Annotated in this window: 16 protein-coding genes; 10 read left to right on the forward strand and 6 right to left on the reverse strand. The window is 61.0% G+C overall.

Annotated elements, in window-relative coordinates:
• The first annotated feature begins 181 nt into the window (after positions 1–181).
• The 3 genes from PspS49_RS14575 (at position 182) to PspS49_RS14585 (ending at position 2775) form a co-directional block, all read left to right on the forward strand.
• Positions 182–1297 carry an AI-2E family transporter gene (locus PspS49_RS14575; protein ID WP_160039905.1) on the forward strand — a complete coding sequence of 372 codons (1116 nt, stop codon included), beginning with the start codon at positions 182–184 and terminating at the stop codon, positions 1295–1297.
• A 109-nt stretch (positions 1298–1406) separates the two neighbouring features.
• Positions 1407–2195, forward strand: a complete 789-nt coding sequence (locus PspS49_RS14580) for a DUF2092 domain-containing protein (RefSeq protein WP_160039907.1) — start codon at positions 1407–1409, stop codon at positions 2193–2195.
• Position 2196: 1 nt separating this feature from the next.
• On the forward strand, positions 2197–2775 hold the full coding sequence (locus PspS49_RS14585; protein ID WP_160039909.1) for a hypothetical protein: 579 nt from the start codon (positions 2197–2199) through the stop codon (positions 2773–2775).
• Between the two features lie 91 nt (positions 2776–2866).
• On the opposite strand, the gene proP is transcribed toward PspS49_RS14585, so the two are convergent.
• The 3 genes from proP to PspS49_RS14600 form a co-directional block, all read right to left on the reverse strand.
• Positions 2867–4369, reverse strand: coding sequence for a glycine betaine/L-proline transporter ProP (proP, locus tag PspS49_RS14590; RefSeq protein ID WP_077572961.1), 1503 nt, complete (start codon positions 4367–4369; stop codon positions 2867–2869).
• 238 nt (positions 4370–4607) lie between these two features.
• The gene (locus tag PspS49_RS14595) at positions 4608–5267 is read right to left on the reverse strand and encodes a DUF3313 domain-containing protein (protein ID WP_160039911.1); all 660 of its coding nucleotides are present in this window, start codon (positions 5265–5267) and stop codon (positions 4608–4610) included.
• Positions 5267–5578, reverse strand: a complete 312-nt coding sequence (locus PspS49_RS14600) for a hypothetical protein (protein WP_127927446.1) — start codon at positions 5576–5578, stop codon at positions 5267–5269. The genes PspS49_RS14595 and PspS49_RS14600 overlap by 1 nt, the downstream gene beginning before the upstream one ends.
• A 147-nt stretch (positions 5579–5725) precedes the next feature.
• Between PspS49_RS14600 and PspS49_RS14605 the strand changes: the two genes are divergently transcribed.
• Both PspS49_RS14605 and PspS49_RS14610 read left to right on the forward strand, forming a co-directional pair.
• Positions 5726–6448, forward strand: coding sequence for a response regulator transcription factor (locus PspS49_RS14605; protein WP_127927448.1), 723 nt, complete (start codon positions 5726–5728; stop codon positions 6446–6448).
• Entirely contained in the window at positions 6445–7773 is a 1329-nt protein-coding gene (locus tag PspS49_RS14610) for an ATP-binding protein (protein ID WP_160039913.1), read from the forward strand. The genes PspS49_RS14605 and PspS49_RS14610 overlap by 4 nt, the downstream gene beginning before the upstream one ends.
• Positions 7774–7886: 113 nt before the next feature.
• Here PspS49_RS14610 and PspS49_RS14615 read toward each other — a convergent pair whose 3' ends face one another.
• Complete coding sequence (locus tag PspS49_RS14615; protein ID WP_238786350.1) at positions 7887–8990, reverse strand: helix-turn-helix domain-containing protein; 1104 nt, start codon at positions 8988–8990, stop codon at positions 7887–7889.
• A gap of 47 nt (positions 8991–9037) precedes the next feature.
• Between PspS49_RS14615 and PspS49_RS14620 the strand changes: the two genes are divergently transcribed.
• From PspS49_RS14620 to PspS49_RS14640, 5 genes are all read left to right on the forward strand, one after another.
• Positions 9038–10021 carry an ABC transporter substrate-binding protein gene (locus tag PspS49_RS14620; protein ID WP_160039917.1) on the forward strand — a complete coding sequence of 328 codons (984 nt, stop codon included), beginning with the start codon at positions 9038–9040 and terminating at the stop codon, positions 10019–10021.
• Positions 10022–10081: 60 nt separating this feature from the next.
• On the forward strand, positions 10082–11200 hold the full coding sequence (locus tag PspS49_RS14625; RefSeq protein ID WP_160039919.1) for an aryl-sulfate sulfotransferase: 1119 nt from the start codon (positions 10082–10084) through the stop codon (positions 11198–11200).
• A 78-nt stretch (positions 11201–11278) separates the two neighbouring features.
• The gene (locus tag PspS49_RS14630; RefSeq protein ID WP_160039921.1) at positions 11279–12568 is read left to right on the forward strand and encodes an FAD-binding oxidoreductase; all 1290 of its coding nucleotides are present in this window, start codon (positions 11279–11281) and stop codon (positions 12566–12568) included.
• 13 nt (positions 12569–12581) lie between these two features.
• Positions 12582–13139 carry an XRE family transcriptional regulator gene (locus tag PspS49_RS14635; protein WP_127927460.1) on the forward strand — a complete coding sequence of 186 codons (558 nt, stop codon included), beginning with the start codon at positions 12582–12584 and terminating at the stop codon, positions 13137–13139.
• 20 nt (positions 13140–13159) lie between these two features.
• Positions 13160–14506 (forward strand): glutamine synthetase family protein, encoded by a 1347-nt coding sequence (locus PspS49_RS14640; protein WP_160039923.1) that lies wholly within the window; start codon positions 13160–13162, stop codon positions 14504–14506.
• Between the two features lie 11 nt (positions 14507–14517).
• Here the strand turns inward: PspS49_RS14640 and PspS49_RS14645 are convergent, their stop codons facing one another.
• Together PspS49_RS14645 and PspS49_RS14650 are read right to left on the reverse strand one after the other, a co-directional pair.
• A complete protein-coding gene (locus tag PspS49_RS14645; RefSeq protein WP_127930395.1) occupies positions 14518–15435 on the reverse strand; it encodes an AraC family transcriptional regulator in 918 nt (305 codons plus the stop codon).
• Positions 15436–15516: 81 nt separating this feature from the next.
• Entirely contained in the window at positions 15517–15774 is a 258-nt protein-coding gene (locus PspS49_RS14650) for an Atu4866 domain-containing protein (protein WP_160039925.1), read from the reverse strand.
• Positions 15775–15946 lie beyond the last annotated feature (172 nt).

Raw genomic sequence — 15946 nt, forward strand, 5'->3', positions numbered from 1 at the left:
CCTGGCTCTTGCCAGCGCAAGAAATGATCAGTGAATGCGTGGACTTCATCGCGAATTCCCTATGGATGCAGATCAGCCTTCAGGTTTAGCCGCGACTCGTGTCTGGTCCCCGTCGAGACGATGCGCCGGTTGTGAACTAGGCTCAGAGCGGTTCATCGATGGCCCACTCAGGAGCGCCGACATGGAAGACCAACCGCAGATCACCTTTCACAGTTCCAGAGCCTTGCTGGACGTTCTTATACGCGCGGGCCTGATCACCATTCTGGTGTTGTTCTGCTACGACATTTTCCATCCGTTTCTCAATGTCATGCTCTGGGCGCTGATCCTGGCGGTCACGCTGTATCCGCTGAATCAGCTGCTGGGCGCGAAACTCGGCAATCGCTACGGCTGGGCGGCAATCATTCTCGTGCTTTTAGGCCTGCTGATTCTGATGTTGCCGTTAAGCCTGTTGGGCGCGTCGATCGCCGATTCGATCAAGGGCAGCATGCACACATTTGAAGCGGGGCAGTTCGAGATTCCGTCGCCCCCGGCCAGTGTCGAAGGCTGGCCGCTGATTGGCGCGCCGCTGTACGGCATCTGGATGCATGCGTCACAGGATCTGAGCTGGGTGTTTCAGGAACTGGCGCCACACCTCAAGGACTGGAGCAAAGTGGTGTTGCATCAAGCCGCCGGTGTCGGAGCGGGCATTGTGGTGTTCGTGGTTGCCTTGATCGTCGCCGGGCTGATCATGCACCACGGCGAGCGCGGCCACCGCACAGCGGTAGCCATCACCACACGTATTTCCGGGCCGGTGCGCGGCCCGCAGATCGCCGAACTGTGCACGGCAACCATCCGCGCCGTGGCGCAGGGCGTGGTTGGTATCGCCTTTATTCAGATGCTGCTGGTGGGCGTCGCGTTGGTGATCATGGGCGTACCGGCGGCCGGCATTCTCGCCTTGATGGTGTTGCTGCTGGGCATCACCCAATTGCCGGTGCTGCTGATCACGCTGCCCATCGTGATTTATGTCTTCGCAGTGGACGGGGTCAGCGCTGGCACGATTATCTTTGCGGTGTGGATGGCGATTGCCGGGCTTGCCGACAACGTGCTCAAACCGATGTTGCTGGGTCGCGGAGTGGCGGTGCCGATGCCGGTGGTACTGATCGGAGCGCTCGGTGGCATGGTCACCAGCGGCATTATTGGTTTGTTCACCGGGCCGGTGATTCTCGCCGTCGGTTATGAGTTGTTTATCGGCTGGGTGTACCAACCGGCCGATGTCACCGAGCTTCTGGAGAGCCAGCGCAAAGAACATCTGCCGTGACATTCACCCCCTCTCGCTGACGCATTGGCGTACCCGCGGACTGAGGTCTAGGCTGGTCAATCAGTCACCCTTCGGGCGCAATGCCCACGCAGGGACAGGAGCGGAACCGATGAAAGCCCCAGCCAGTATTGTCTGCCTGATGTTCACGTTGGTTCTCGCGCCGGGAGCCCGCGCCGAAGACCCGCCCGCCGCGCCCCCTACCGAGGCCACGGACGATGCGCCGTTGATCAACCCGCAAGTGGTCGACAAGCTCATCGACATGGGCAACTACCTGCGCAGCCTGCCGAAATTCCAGGTCGATGCTCAAGTCTCGCGCGACACCGTTCTGGAGTCCGGGCAGAAGATCAAGACCGAGTCCGCCAATACCCTGAAAGTGATCGGCCAGGATCGTTTGTATGCGAAAAGCGAAGGCGATGTGCGCACCCGCGAGTTTTTCTATAACGGCAAACAACTCACCCAATACTCGCCGTACCTGAAGTACTACACCACCGTCGATGCGCCGGCCACCGTCGCGGAAACCTTACACAAGGTCGAGAACTTCTACGGTGTGCAGGTACCGATGGAGGACCTGTTTCTGTTCGGCAGTGACCAAGCGCAGATCGATGCCTTGAAAGCCGCGCTGTACGTGGGCCCGTCGGTCATCAAGGGCCAGCTCTGCGACCATTTGGCGTTTCGCCAGGAAGGCATCGACTGGCAATTGTGGCTGACCCGTTCCGACAAACCTTTGCCGTGCAAACTGGTGATCACCACCACCGACGATAAGAGCTTCCCCGAATACAGCGCGGTGTATCAGTGGAACCTCAAGCCAACTATCCCGGACACGCAGTTCACCTTCAAACCGGGCAAAGGCGATGTGGCGATTGCGTTTAAAAAAGCCAGCGATCAGGGAGGGCAATGACATGAACAAGTCGATGACGTGGAGTCTGTTGTTGTCGCTGACCGCCGCCACGCTGCTGACCGCCGGTTATGTGGCCGAAGCCGACGCCCGGGGGCAACGCGCTCAGGGCCATGCCCGCGCCAACGTCAACCGCGCGCCGGCGCCGAATGCGCAACGGGCGCAGCGGATCAATGCGCCGCAGCGCACCAACAATGTCAGTGCCGGCAATCGGGTCAATTCGGGCAATCGGGTCAATGCCGGCAACAACGTCGGCAACCGCACGAACGTCAATAACAGCAATCGCAACGGCAACCGAAACGTCAACATCGACAACAGTCGCGATGTCGATATTGATGTCGACGGTCATGGCCGTTATGGCTACGACGATCACTACCATCCGCTGGCGGCCGCAGCGGCGGTAACGGCAACCGTCGCAGTCACGGCGGCGGTGGTGGGCTCGATCTTTACCCCGGCGCAAATGCCCAGCAATTGTGTGCAGGTGATTCAGTACAACGTCGCCTACATGCAGTGCGGCTCGACCTGGTACCAGCCGCAGTATCAGGGCAGTGATGTGACGTATGTGGTGGTCAACGCGCCTTGATCAGGCTTTCGGCACCCACGGTTGCATCTGCGCGAGCCTGCCTCGGCCGCCAAGGCGCAAACCCGGCCAGTGCCGGGTTTGCGCTCATTGCTCAGTTGATTCGCGGGTGCTGCTGCACCAGCTCCTTGCGCTTGGCCTCCAGCGCGGCGATTTCAGCGTCGATGTCCTCGATTTTCTGCTCGATATTGTCGTGGTGTTCTTGCAGCAGTTCCTTGGCTTCCTCAAGGTCAGAGGCCGCCGGCGCAGCGCCACGCAACGGCTTGTTGGCGGTTTCTTTCATGGTCACGCCGGTGGCCAGACCGATCACGGCGATGACCATCAGGTAATACGCCGGCATGTACAGATTATTGGTGCTCTCGACCAGCCAGGCGACCACGGTCGGGGTCAGGCCGGCGATCAGCACCGAAACGTTGAAAGCCGCCGCCAGTGCGCTGTAGCGAATGTGCGTGGGGAACATCGCGGGCAGGGTGGAGGCCATGACGCCGATAAAGAAGTTCAGCAACACGGCCAGCATCAGCAGGCCGGCGAAGATCAAACCGATCTTGCCGCTGTTGATCAGCATGAACGCCGGGATCGCCAGAATGAACAAACCGATGCTGCCGACGACGATAAAAGGTTTGCGGCCAATCTTGTCGCTGATGAAACCGATTGCCGGCTGCACGAAGAGCATGCCAACCATGATCGCGATGATGATCAGCACACCACGGTTTTCGCTGTAGTGCAGGTTGTGCGACAGGTAACTCGGCATATAGGTGAGCAGCATGTAGTAGGTGACGTTGGTCACCGCCACCACACCGATGCAGGTCATCAGGCTGCGCCAGTGTTTGGTCGCGACTTCCTTGAACGAGACTTTCGGGCCACCGGCGAGGCCTTCGCGATCGCCTTGCTCAAGCTTTTCGACGTGCTGCTGGAACGCTGGGGTTTCTTCCAGGGCGTGACGCAAGTAGAGGCCGATCATGCCCAGCGGCAAGGCGAGGAAGAACGGCAGACGCCAACCCCATTCCTCGAACTTCGCTTCGCCCAGCGTCGTCGAGATCAACACCACCACACCGGCACCGAGGACGAAACCGGCAATCGAGCCGAAGTCCAGCCAGCTGCCGAGGAAGCCGCGTTTGCGATCCGGTGCATATTCAGCGACGAAGATCGACGCGCCGGTGTATTCGCCACCGACCGAGAAACCCTGGGCCATTTTTGCCAGCAGCAACAGGATCGGCGCCCAGATGCCGATCGAGGCATAGGACGGAATCAGGCCGATGGCGAAGGTGCTCAGCGACATGATCACGATGGTCGCGGCGAGGACTTTCTGTCGTCCGTACTTGTCACCCAATGCGCCGAAGAACAAGCCGCCCAGCGGCCGGATCAGGAAGGGCACCGAGAATGTCGCCAGCGCGGCGATCATCTGTGTGCCGGGGTCGGCGCCAGGGAAGAACACTTTGCCGAGCACATAGGCGACGAAGCCGTAGACACCAAAGTCGAACCATTCCATGGCATTGCCCAGTGCGGCGGCGGTGATCGCCTTGCGCATTTTGGCGTCGTCGACAATGGTGATGTCTTTCAGGCCAATCGGCTTGACGGTTTTCTTGCGTGATTTCATCCGGGTCTTCTCTTTGCTGATCCATCGTGCCGCGTAGATGCCATCTATTTGATGGCGCGTACTCTTTGGCTCAGATACATGAGGACACGAAATAATTCACTGCTCGGCGCTTTTTTTCCTGACGCACCCTGATTTTCCCTGTAGGAGCTGCCGAAGGCTGCGATCTTGTTGGGACGCGGAGCGTCCCCGGCTGCATTCCCACGCAGAGCGTGGGAACGATCAAGAAGGGGATGTGTGTTTACCGGCGGATGGCCGTATACGATTGCCGCAGGTCGCTGGCCCAGCCATCCAGCACCACCTTGACGTCATCGGCAGTCAGTACCTGCTTGTCGTTCTCCAGTGGCACCCCGGTGCCTTTGCGCACCACTTCGGCAATCACTTCGCCGGTCGAACCGTCCTCGAACGACACCTCGGTGGCGACTTCGCTGTCCTGGTCACGGATGCCGGTCGCCGTGCTAACGCCCGCAGCGACAAGGGTGACCGGCAGCCACTCATAAAAGCGCAACCCCTGAGTGCTGGTCGCCACTTGGGTGATGGCGGGGCGCACCACCAGGGTGTTCGGCCCGGGTTGATTGACCAGATGCATCACCTTGCCCAGTTCCAGCCGTAACGCGGCGTCGTAGTAGTCGGTGACCCCGGACAAGGTGCTCAGCGGAATGCGCGGCGTCGGTTCGGCACTCGGGTAGAACTGACTCGGCGCCAGATAAACCTGCGTGTATCGACCCCGGGCGAGGGCCGGGCTGACCCACGCCAACACAGGCTGCCCGGACGGCGACCGGCGCTCGGCCAACACGCTGTAGTCACGCAGAAACCCAGCGTGTTCCGGCGTTTTGCTGCTGCACGCCGCCAGGCTCAGCGTGGCGACAACAGACAGCGACATTGAACGAATGCGCGACATCAAACGGCTTCCTTGTTTTGCGTCATGTTGTCCGAGCATTCGATGTGCAATCGACCGTGGGCCATGATCCAGTTCATGAGATCAGCGGTGTTGACGCTGTGCACGTATTCCACCCAGTGCGCATTGGTCGGGCTGAAATGCTCGAAGTACCGGCGCAGCACTACCGTGCTCTGATCAGTGGAAACGCCCAGGCACGATTCCTGAAACACCACCGGTGTATCCGGGCCGAGCGCGGCGGTGCGCTGGCTGAGAATCAACGGCCGATTGCCGTTGTGCGGCGTGATGCCTGGTTTGCTGTTCAATACCTTCATGCCAATCCCCCTGCTTGAAATAGCTGCAGAATGCCCGCGAGGTTTTGCCGGAGAATGTCCGCTTGATGTCTGGCGCGTAGAAATGTTGCTCGATTGAAATAAATGACCCGGGCGGCGAAATGGCTTTAGATTGGCTTTTTTTGGTGCATGGATCCTGTGACTGTGAGCAGACTGCTGTTCGTCGACGACGACGTGGAAATCCTCGCGCTGCTGAAGAAGTTCTTCGTGCAGCACGCCTATGAAGTCGACGTGGCGTCCCACGGCGAAGCCATGTGGGCGGCAATCGCGCTGAACCGTCCGGACACGATCATTCTTGATCTGATGATGCCCGGCGAAAGTGGCCTGAGCCTGTGTCAGAAGGTGCGCGCGCAGCTGGGCATTCCGATCATCATGCTCACGGCCATGGCCGAGTTGAGTGATCGCATTGTCGGCCTGGAACTGGGCGCGGACGATTACCTGACCAAACCTTTTGCCCCGCAGGAACTGCTCGCGCGGGTGCGTGCCTTGCAGCGTCGCGCCGGCGAACAGCGCCAAACAGTTGAGCCTTCACGCCCGGTGATCGGCTTCGCCGGTTGGCATCTGGACATCACCTGTCGCGAACTGCGCTCCCCGGAAAACGTGATGATTCCGCTGTCCGGCGGCGAGTTCGATTTGCTGGTGGTGTTCCTCGATCATCCGCAGCGCATCCTCACCCGCGAGCAGTTGATCGACCTGACCCACGGCCATGGTCATGACGCCTTCGACCGCAGCATCGATGTGCAAGTCAGCCGCTTGCGCCGCAAGATCGAACCGGACAGCAAGCGCCCGGACTTGATCCGTACCGTGCGCAACGGCGGTTATCTGTTCACCGCCAAGGTCAGCCGCTCGTGATCCGCCAACTGTGGCGTGGCGATACCCTGAGCCGGCGCATTGCCCTGACCATCATTGCCGCGATGGTTGCTTCGCTGGCGTTGAATGCGCTGTTCGTGCAAGTCGCCGGGATCTGGGCGCGGCCACCGATTGAACGCACCGGCCTGCTGGAACAGATTGCCGCGACCTCGCGGGTGATCGAAGCGGCCCCGGCCAGCCTGCGCCCGCAACTGGCCGCGGCGGCGAGCAGCGCCATGCTGCACGTGTCGTGGCAAGCGCAACGCGCGGACTTCGACCTGCCCAATGACGGGCTTCGCCTGCCAGCGAGCAGGGTGCCGGTGCTCCAGCAACTGCTGGGCATTGATCGAAAAATCGAGGTGTTCAGCCCAGGCGACTGGCCGAACGGCAGTCCCCAGGCGCATTACGCCGCCGTCGTGCAATTGGTCGATGGCAGCTGGTTGTCATTTATCCCGCCGGAGCGCAGTTGGGGCCTGGAATTTGGCGTGCGTATCGCGATCGTCATCGCCTTGGGACTGATTGCCACGCTGCTGGTTGCCTGGGTCGCCACCCGCCAACTGGCCAACCCCTTGCAGCGGTTCGCCCGCGCCGCGAGACGATTCGGCACCGATCTACGGGCACCGCCGATCAAGCTCGAAGGCCCTGACGAAATCCGCCAGGCGATCATCGCCTTCAACACCATGCAGGCGCAGATCCAGCACTTCATCGCCGAGCGCACGCACATGCTCGCATCGATCTCCCACGATTTACGTGCGCCGCTGACACGCATGCGCTTGCGCAGTGAGTTCATGGAAGACCTCGATCATCAGGGCAAACTGATTCGCGACGTTGAAGAGATGCAGTCGATGATCAACGCCGCGTTGGCGTTCTTCCGCGAAGACACCCACCGCGAGCAGACCACCGCGTTCGATCTGTCGGAGCTGCTGCAAACCATCGTCGACGATTACCGCGATCAACACCTGCACGTCGACTTCGAAGGCCCGGCGCATCTGGTGTACGAAGGTCGACCACTGGGGATCAAGCGGGTGATCGTCAATCTGCTGGAGAATGCGCTTAAGTACGCGCAGCATCCGGGCATTGCGTTGAAATATGACGAGTATTCGATCTGCATTGAGGTCAGCGATGACGGCCCCGGTATTCCCGAGGCGGCGTTGGAGCAGGTCTTCGATCCGTTCTTTCGCCTGGAGGCTTCGCGCAATCGTGATACCGGCGGTGTGGGCCTCGGGCTGTCGGCAGCGCGGGCGATTGCGCGCGAGCAGGGCGGCGAGTTGACGCTGAACAACCGCCACGCTGGAGGGTTGTTGGCGCGCGTCGAACTGCCACTCTAGGGCGGACAGCTTGTGCGCATTTCTCTGGAACACTTTGAAGCATTCGAGCGGCGTGGGCGGCTATCTGGAACATTGCCGGCGCTATGCGCTACAGCATTGATCCGCGGAGCGAGTTATTGGGCCAGCCCCGCCAGCGCAATGCCCAACGGCGGCGCCGCTCCCGTCGCAGCGGCTTTCATTTCACTGCGGTAGCCGTGGGGGCTGATGCCCAAATGCTTCTTGAAGGCCCGGCGCATGCGCTCCTCGCGGCCAAAACCGGCTGTTTCGGCGATGCGTTTGATCGGCTCGCGGGTGGTCTTGAGTAATCGAGTCGCCGTCTCCAGACGCAGGTTCTCCACCGCTTGCGCCGGGGTTTCTCCGGTGGCAGCGACATAGGCGCGGGCAAAATGGCGCGGGCTCATGCCGAACTGTTCGGCCAGACGCTCGACGCGCAAGTCTCCGTTCAGGTTCGCCGCAATCCAGGCGTGCAGCCGCGCCAGACGCGCATCCGGGTCGGTGCGTAAAGCTTTGGATTGAGCATTGAGCGAGGCACTGAGCTGTGGCTGTTCGGCATCACGCCACATAAACACCGTGAAGTACCGCGCCAGTGCCAGCGCGGCGTGGGCGCCGAGGTCTTGTTCAACCAGACCAAGGGCCAGATCGATACCGGCAGTGGCGCCGCCGCAGGTCCAGAGGTTGCCATCGTGCAGATACAGCGCATCGGTCTGGCAGCGTACTGCCGGGTAGCGCGCCTGCAGTTCGGCAGCGAATTTCCAGTGCGTCACCACTTCGCGGCCATCGAGCAGGCCTGCTGCGGCCAAGGCAAACGAACCCGTACCGATCGAGCACAGCCGACGGATGTCAACCGAGCGGCGGCGTAGCCAAGCGCACGCTGCTTCGTCAGCTTCAAGCGCGGCCATGCCCGGTCCTCCGGCGACGATCAGCGTGTCGATCACCGGGGCCATGGCATCGATCTGTTCCAGCGAACAGGTGGTAACGCTGATGCCGGAAATGGACATCACCTGACCGCCGCGCGGCGATGCCACCAGCAAGCGGTACGGCGGACTTGCGCTGTAGGGCGTAGCCAACACGCGCGGTATGGCTGCAAAGACCTCAAGCGGGCCGGCCGCATTGAGCAACAGCAAGTCATCGAACGCCAACACCACGACGGTGCGCACAGGCAGCGGCGCGGCGTCCGTCATGGCAGCAAAGGAGGGGTGTTTGGCATGGAGCGACACGGCGGGCCTCGACATACTGAAATCAATGCACAAATGAGCGCACGACAATGCCGGTAAAACTTCCTGCTGCCAAGCGTCTGCTGGCACACCCTGTAAAAGCGCTGCTGTGCGGCGTTGCGTTGCTGCTCAGCCAGCCGCTGTCGGCCACTGCCGAGCCGTTGAAACTGGGCGATCAAAGCGGTTTGACCCAGGCATTGCTCCACGCCGCCGGTGAAGATCAACACCTTGCCTATGCGCTGTCCTGGCATCCGTTTCTGGCCGGCACCACGATGCTCGAAGCCTTGAGCGCCGGGGCGATCGATGCCGGTGTCGTAGGCAACGCACCGCCGGTGTTCGCTCAGGCAGGTGGCTTCGACATCCGCATCATCGGCGTCGCGAGCGGTGCACAAAACAACAATGCGCTGCTGGTTCCCGCAGGCTCCAGCGTTCAGCAGGTCGCCGATCTGAAGGGGCAACGCATCGCTGTGGCCAAGGGCAGCAGCGGGCATTATTTGTTGTTGGCCGCGCTACATAAAGCAGGCCTCACGCCTCGGGATGTGAACATCGCCTACGTCAGTCCGGTGGACGCACAGAATGCGTTTGCCAGCGGCAAGCTCGATGCCTGGGCGGTGTGGTATCCCTTCGTCGGCCAGGCGACATCGCGCGGTGCACGGGTTCTGGTGGATGGCAGCGCCTGGCCGGAAACCGGGCTGAATTTCACCGTCGCCAGCCTGCAGGCATTGAGTGATCCGCAGCGGGCAGGGCAACTGGGCGATCTGCTCGCCAGGCTGGCCCGCGCCCAAGCCTGGGCCACTGAGCACCCTCAGGAATGGGCTGAAGTATTCGCACAAACCACCCGGCTTCCCGTTGCGCTGGTGCAGGAAATGCTCGCGCATCAGGATCTTCACTACGTGCCGATCGAGTCGTCAGTCATCACTTCGCAGCAGCGTCTGGCCGATCTGTTTGCCGCTGAGCGTCTGATTCCGCGACCGCTGCAGGTCGGGCAGATCTTCGACGATCGCTTCAACCCTTTACTGCCAAGCCACCCATAACCCTTGAGCTCACCTTGCCGCGTTGCTGGCGGCAGGTTTTCACACGCCCGGAGAAAAGCCATGCCTCACCTCGAAACCACCACGCTCAAACGCCGAAAAACCGGCCTGATCGCTGTCTATCATGCCCGCAGTGCTGGCGGCTACACGCTGTTCGCGCCACAAACGGCGGATGGCAATGTGTTCCTCATCGACCTTGATGGCGAGGTCGTTCATCGCTGGAAACTGCCTCAGCGCCCCGGCCGTGACGCGGTGATCCTGCGCAACGGCAACCTCGGCTACAACGGCAACCATCCTGATTCACCGGATCTTTTTCCGGGCTGGTCGGTGTGGCATGGCGGCGCGTTCAGCGAAGTGACGCCGGAAGGCGAAGTGGTCTGGGAACACACCGATCTGCTTCACCACCATGACGCGCAATGGCTGGACAACGGCCATCTGCTTTACACCACGGCCGAGCCATTGAGCGCCGATTTGGCCCGGCGCGTGGTGGGCGGCATTCCCGGCAGCGAGGCGCCGGGCGGGGTGATTTATGCCGACGTGGTCAAGGAAGTTGATCGTCAGGGCAATGTGGTCTGGGAATGGCGCAGTTGGGAGCACTTGCGCCCTGAGGATTACCCGCTGCACTCAGCGTTCGAACGTCACCATTGGCCGATGACCAACGCGGTCACCCCCGGCCGTGACGGCAAGGTGATCCTCAGCCTGCGCAGTGTTTCGTCAGTGATCGCCGTGCAGCGCGGCAGTGGTGAAGTGCTGTGGCGACTGGGCCACGATCTGGTCGCGCAGCAGCATTGCCCGAGTGAACTGGAAAACGGCAACGTGCTGGTGTTCGACAACGGCATCTTCCGCCCGCACGTGAGCATGCCGCACTCGCGCATTCTCGAAATCAACCCGTCGACGCAACGCATCGAATGGCAATACGCCGATACCCCGGGGTATGCCTTTTTCACCCCGTTCATGGGCGGCGCGCAGCGTTTGCACAACGGCAATACGCTGATCACCGAGGCCAACTTCGGCCGTTTGTTCGAAGTCACTCCGACTGGTGAAGTGGTCTGGGAGTACGTCAATCCGCACTTCGCCACGTATCCCGATGCGGCCTCGCGACGCTATTTGCCGGGCGAAAACAACGCGATATTCCGTGCCCACCGTTATCAGCACGCAGACCTGCCGTGGCTGCGTGACTGAGCACCTTGGCTTGCCGGCGTGAAATATATTCTGTAGATTTTCATGAAATTATAAAAAGATAATTTCATGAGGTCGCGAATGTTCCTGCAATCCAGCCAGCACGTCGACAGCTATTACGCCCACAGTTGCGCCGATATTCTGCGTGATCGGCCGGCGCTGGAAGGTGAACATGACACCGACGTGGTGATCATCGGCGCCGGTTTCAGTGGTCTGCACACGGCGCTGCGTCTGGCCTTGGCGGGCAAACGCGTGGTGGTGCTGGAAGCCAGTCGGGTGGCGTGGGCCGCGTCGGGGCGTAATGGCGGGCAGGCGATTCTCGGCTGGTCTTGCGATATGCCGCCGCTGGAAGCTGCGCTGGGCCATGAACGGGCCAAACGGCTTTGGAATGGCATGCGCTGGGCTGCCGACGAATTGCGCGAATTGCCCGGGCGGCATGGCTTCGATTGCGACTATCGGCCCGGGCATTTGTGGACCTCGGTGATGCCGCGCCGGGTCAGCCTGCTAAGCGAATGGCAACACGAGGCCAGCCTCAAATGGGGCCACGATTCCTTGCAGTTCATCCCTCGTGAACAACTGCCGGAATGGGTGGCCACCGACCGCTATCAGGCCGGGTTGTACGACCCTGAGGGCGCGCACCTCAATCCTCTGAAACTGGCCTTGGGCCTGGCGACCGCCATCGAGCGCGCCGGCGGGCGTATCCACGAGCAAAGCAAAGCGTTGAGTTATCAGGAGCAGGGCGGTGGCTTCCGGGTCAACACCGAGCGCGGTTCAGTGCGCGCCGATGTGCTGGTGCTGGCGTGCAACGCTTATCTCGATGAACTCGACCCGCTACTGTCCAGCTGCATTCTGCCGGTGGGCACTTACCAGGTCGCCACTGCACCGCTGACGCCTGAGCAGGCCACGGCGCTGTTGCCGCGCAATGTCTGCGTGACCGACAACCAGTTCGTCCTCGACTACTTTCGGCGCACACCGGATAACCGTTTGTTGTTCGGCGGCGGCTGCACGTATCTCGGCGGCATGCCCAAGGACATTGCGGCGGCGACGCGGCCGTTTCTTGAGCGGGTATTCCCGCAGATGAAGGGCGTCGGTATCGAGTTTGCCTGGGGCGGACACATCGATTTGACGATCAAGCGCACGCCGGACGTTGGCGGCGCGGGCAATCGTTATTGGCTACAAGGCTATTCGGGCCACGGCGTCCTGCCGACATTGGCCGCCGCGCGCGCGGTGTCCGACGCGATTCTCGGCGAGGCGGATGAATTGGCGTTGTATCAGGGTTTGAGCAATGGCCGATTCCCCGGTGGCAAGCACTTCGCGGCACCGCTGGAGGCCATCGGCAAGGCCTGGTATCGACTGCGCGACAGTATTTGATGAGATTTTGACGATGAACAAGCAAGAAGAAATCGCCGCGCTGGCGATCCTTATCCACGACCTGCGCAAGCACAAGAAATGGACCCTGAAAGAACTGGCCGACAAGATCGGCCGTTCGGTGGGTTTTCTCTCGCAGGTCGAGCGCGGCTTGTCACGGCCGACCGTGGCGGACCTGACCGCGATCAGTGAAACCTTCGGCGTGCCGACCACCTATTTCTACAGCCTGCCCAAGCCTAAAGAGCTGCCGTGGGTGACGCGCCCGGACGAGCGCCGCACGCTGTATTACGCCAACGGCATCACCGACATTCTGGTGTCGCCGCAAATGCGCGCCTCGTTCTCGATGCTCGAAAGTCATCTCGAAGCCGGCGCCAGCAGCGGCGACCGTCATCTGACCGACAGCTCGGAGCAGGGCGGTTACGTCCTCGAAGGCGAACTGACGTTGTGGCTGGGCGACGATGAAGAACCCGTCACGCTGAAGGCCGGCGACAGCTTCCAGTTCGACAGCCATACCCGCTGCCGCTACGGCAACCTCACCGAGCAGCTGACCCGCGTGCTCTGGGTCTACACCTGATCACAACAAGGATAAATACGATGGACGCTGTCTGCGCTGACCTGCTCGCCGAAGTGCGTGCCTTTCGCCAACGCTACCCTGAGGTGCGTTATGTCGACCTGATTTGCCTGGACATTCCGGGGCACTTTTATGGCAAACGCTATCCGGTCGACATGCTCGAAAAAGTCGCGGCGGGCAGTGTGCTGAAACTGCCGCAGAACTGCGTATTGCTGGGCGTGCAGGGTGGCTTGTTCCCGATCGGCGATTACTGCTTCAACGACGGCGACCCGGATGCCGTGCGCCGACTCGTGCCGGGCACACTGAAGCCGGTGACCTGGGAAGCGCAGCCGCTGGGGCAGATGCTGATCACCTCGGACGGCACCGAAAAACCGATCGAATTCGAACCCCGTGAAGTCCTCGCGCAGGTGCTCAAGCGTCTCGCGCGCAAAGGCATTCACCCGGTGGTGGCGTTCGAGCTGGAGTTCTACCTGTTCGACAAAAAGCTGCGCGATGGCTTGCCGCAATTCCCCCGCGACGACCTGACTGACGACGCCGATGATCAACCGAACCTGCACATCGAACGCCTCTCACGCTTCGCGCCGGTGCTGGATGACATGGTCGAAGTGACGCGGGCACAGGGCATCGACGCCACGGTGATCACCGCAGAACTCGGCCCCGGTCAGTTTGAAATCAACTTCGGCCATCTCGACGACGGTTTGCGTGCGGCGGACTGGGCGGCGTTGTTCTGCCGCAGCACGCGCGGTGTCGCGCTTAAACACGGCTACCGCGCCAGCTTCATGGCCAAGCCGTACTTGCAGCATCCAGGCAGCGGCATGCATGTGCATGTCAGCCTCTACGATTCGGCGGGCAATAATCTGCTGGCCGCGAATGAGCAGCAGCCGTTACGCCATGCGGTCGCCGGGTGCCTGGAACTGCTGCCGCACAGCATGCCGATCTTCGCGCCGAACCAGAACTCGATGCGCCGTTTGGGCGGCACGGTGAATACGGCGACCAAGGCCAGTTGGGGTTTTGAAGACCGCGATGCGTGCTTGCGCATTCCCGAGTCGGACGTGAAGAACCTGCGGGTTGAATATCGCTTGGCGGGGGCGGATGCCAATCCGTATCTGGTACTGGCGGCGATTTTGGTGGGGTTGGAGCATGGGTTGGAGTTGGGCAAAGAACCGATCGCACCGCTGAATGAAGACCGCAGCAGCGGGATCGATTTTCCCAAGGATATGTTCGAGGCAGTGCGCGCGATGCAGCACCAGCCGCAATTGCGTGAGGGGCTGGGCGCGGAGTTTGTCGATGTGTATTGCGACAATAAACGCCAGGATCATTTGGCGTTTATGCAGGAGATCAGTGCGCGGGAGTATCGCTGGTATTTGTGAAGGGCGCCGGCTCACGCAGGGCGCCGAATCCGGCTGGCGTCTCTGGAGGGCGGACACCCGAACTGGCGACTGTACTCGCGGCTGAATTGAGATGGGCTTTCGTAGCCCACTCGATAACAGGCACTCGCCACATCCAGGCCTTCACCCAGCATCAGGCGGCGGGCTTCCTGCAGGCGAAGTTGCTTTTGATATTGCAGCGGACTCATCGCGGTGACGGCCTTGAAGCGATGATGCAATGTCGAGCTGCCCAGATTGGCGACCCTGGCAAGTTCTTCGATGCGTAAGGGTTGGTTGTAGTGTTTGTTCAGCCAATCAATGGCCCGCGTCACCCGTCGAGTCTGCGAATCACCGAGGGCAAGTTCGTACAGCCGACGTCCGTGCACGCCTCGCAGGAGGCGGTAGTACAACTCTCGTAGCGCGAGCGGCGCCAGCATGCCGATGTCTTTCGGTGTTTCCAGCAGCCGTACCAGCCGCAGCATTGTTTCGAGCAGGGGCACATCGACTTTCTCGAGAAAAAGACCCAGTTCAGGTTCGTCGGGGACGCCCGTTGCCGGCGCATCGGCGATGACCTGGGCAATATCCGTGGCCTCGAAATCAAAACGGATGCACAGGTAGGGCGCCTCCGGGCTAGCCAGCAGCACGCGCCCGGCAACCGGGAGCGTCACCGAGACCACCAGGTAACTCAGCGGGTCGTACAGGTATTGGTCGTCGCCCAGGCCGATTTCCTTTTGTCCTTGCACAATCAGGCAAAGTGCCGGTTTGTGCACGGTATGGATAAGCTCCGAAGGCGTGTCAAAACGGATGACATGCAGGGGCGCAATGGCGGTCTCATAGATCCCGGGCGTGGTAAAGCGTTGCGTCAGCAGGCGAACCAGTTCGTCGCGGTAGATGGCCGTGTTTTGCAGGATGAAAGCATCGCTCTGTTCCATTTCAAGGCTCTCACAAGTGTTCATGAGCGTCTGCGCGCAATTGTCCAGGCAGACGATATTCATCCGACATAATCAAAGTGCTCATTGCCGATAGAGGATCATGCCGGCGTGATACAGCACGTCGTCATGAAAATGCCCGTCGGCGGTGAAGCCGGTGTCGTCCCAGTACTGGATGTAGTCACCGACCATTTCGTAGCGGCCTTGATAAGCGCTCTTATTTTTACCACGGGCCTCGTCGTAACGCCCAGAGGCCAGAAGTTCGTGACGGATGAATCCATCCGCGGTGACCCACATGCCTGCGTAACGATGCTCAGGCGCGGCTTGTTTGGCGTTTTTCATTGTTCAGTCCTCATTGACGTTGTTCACCTGAGCGGCCTGCCGTGGCCTGTGTCTGCATCCGTTGCGTGCTTTCATATTACGTAGCCAAGCGCAGAGGTATTACGACGAAACTGCCGCAGATTTGCCTGATCCTCTCGGGCTTGCCGAGCATGCAGCGGCTTTTTCCTGCAGT

Origin of the sequence: Pseudomonas sp. S49 (assembly GCF_009866785.1) — a bacterium.
GTDB lineage: Bacteria > Pseudomonadota > Gammaproteobacteria > Pseudomonadales > Pseudomonadaceae > Aquipseudomonas.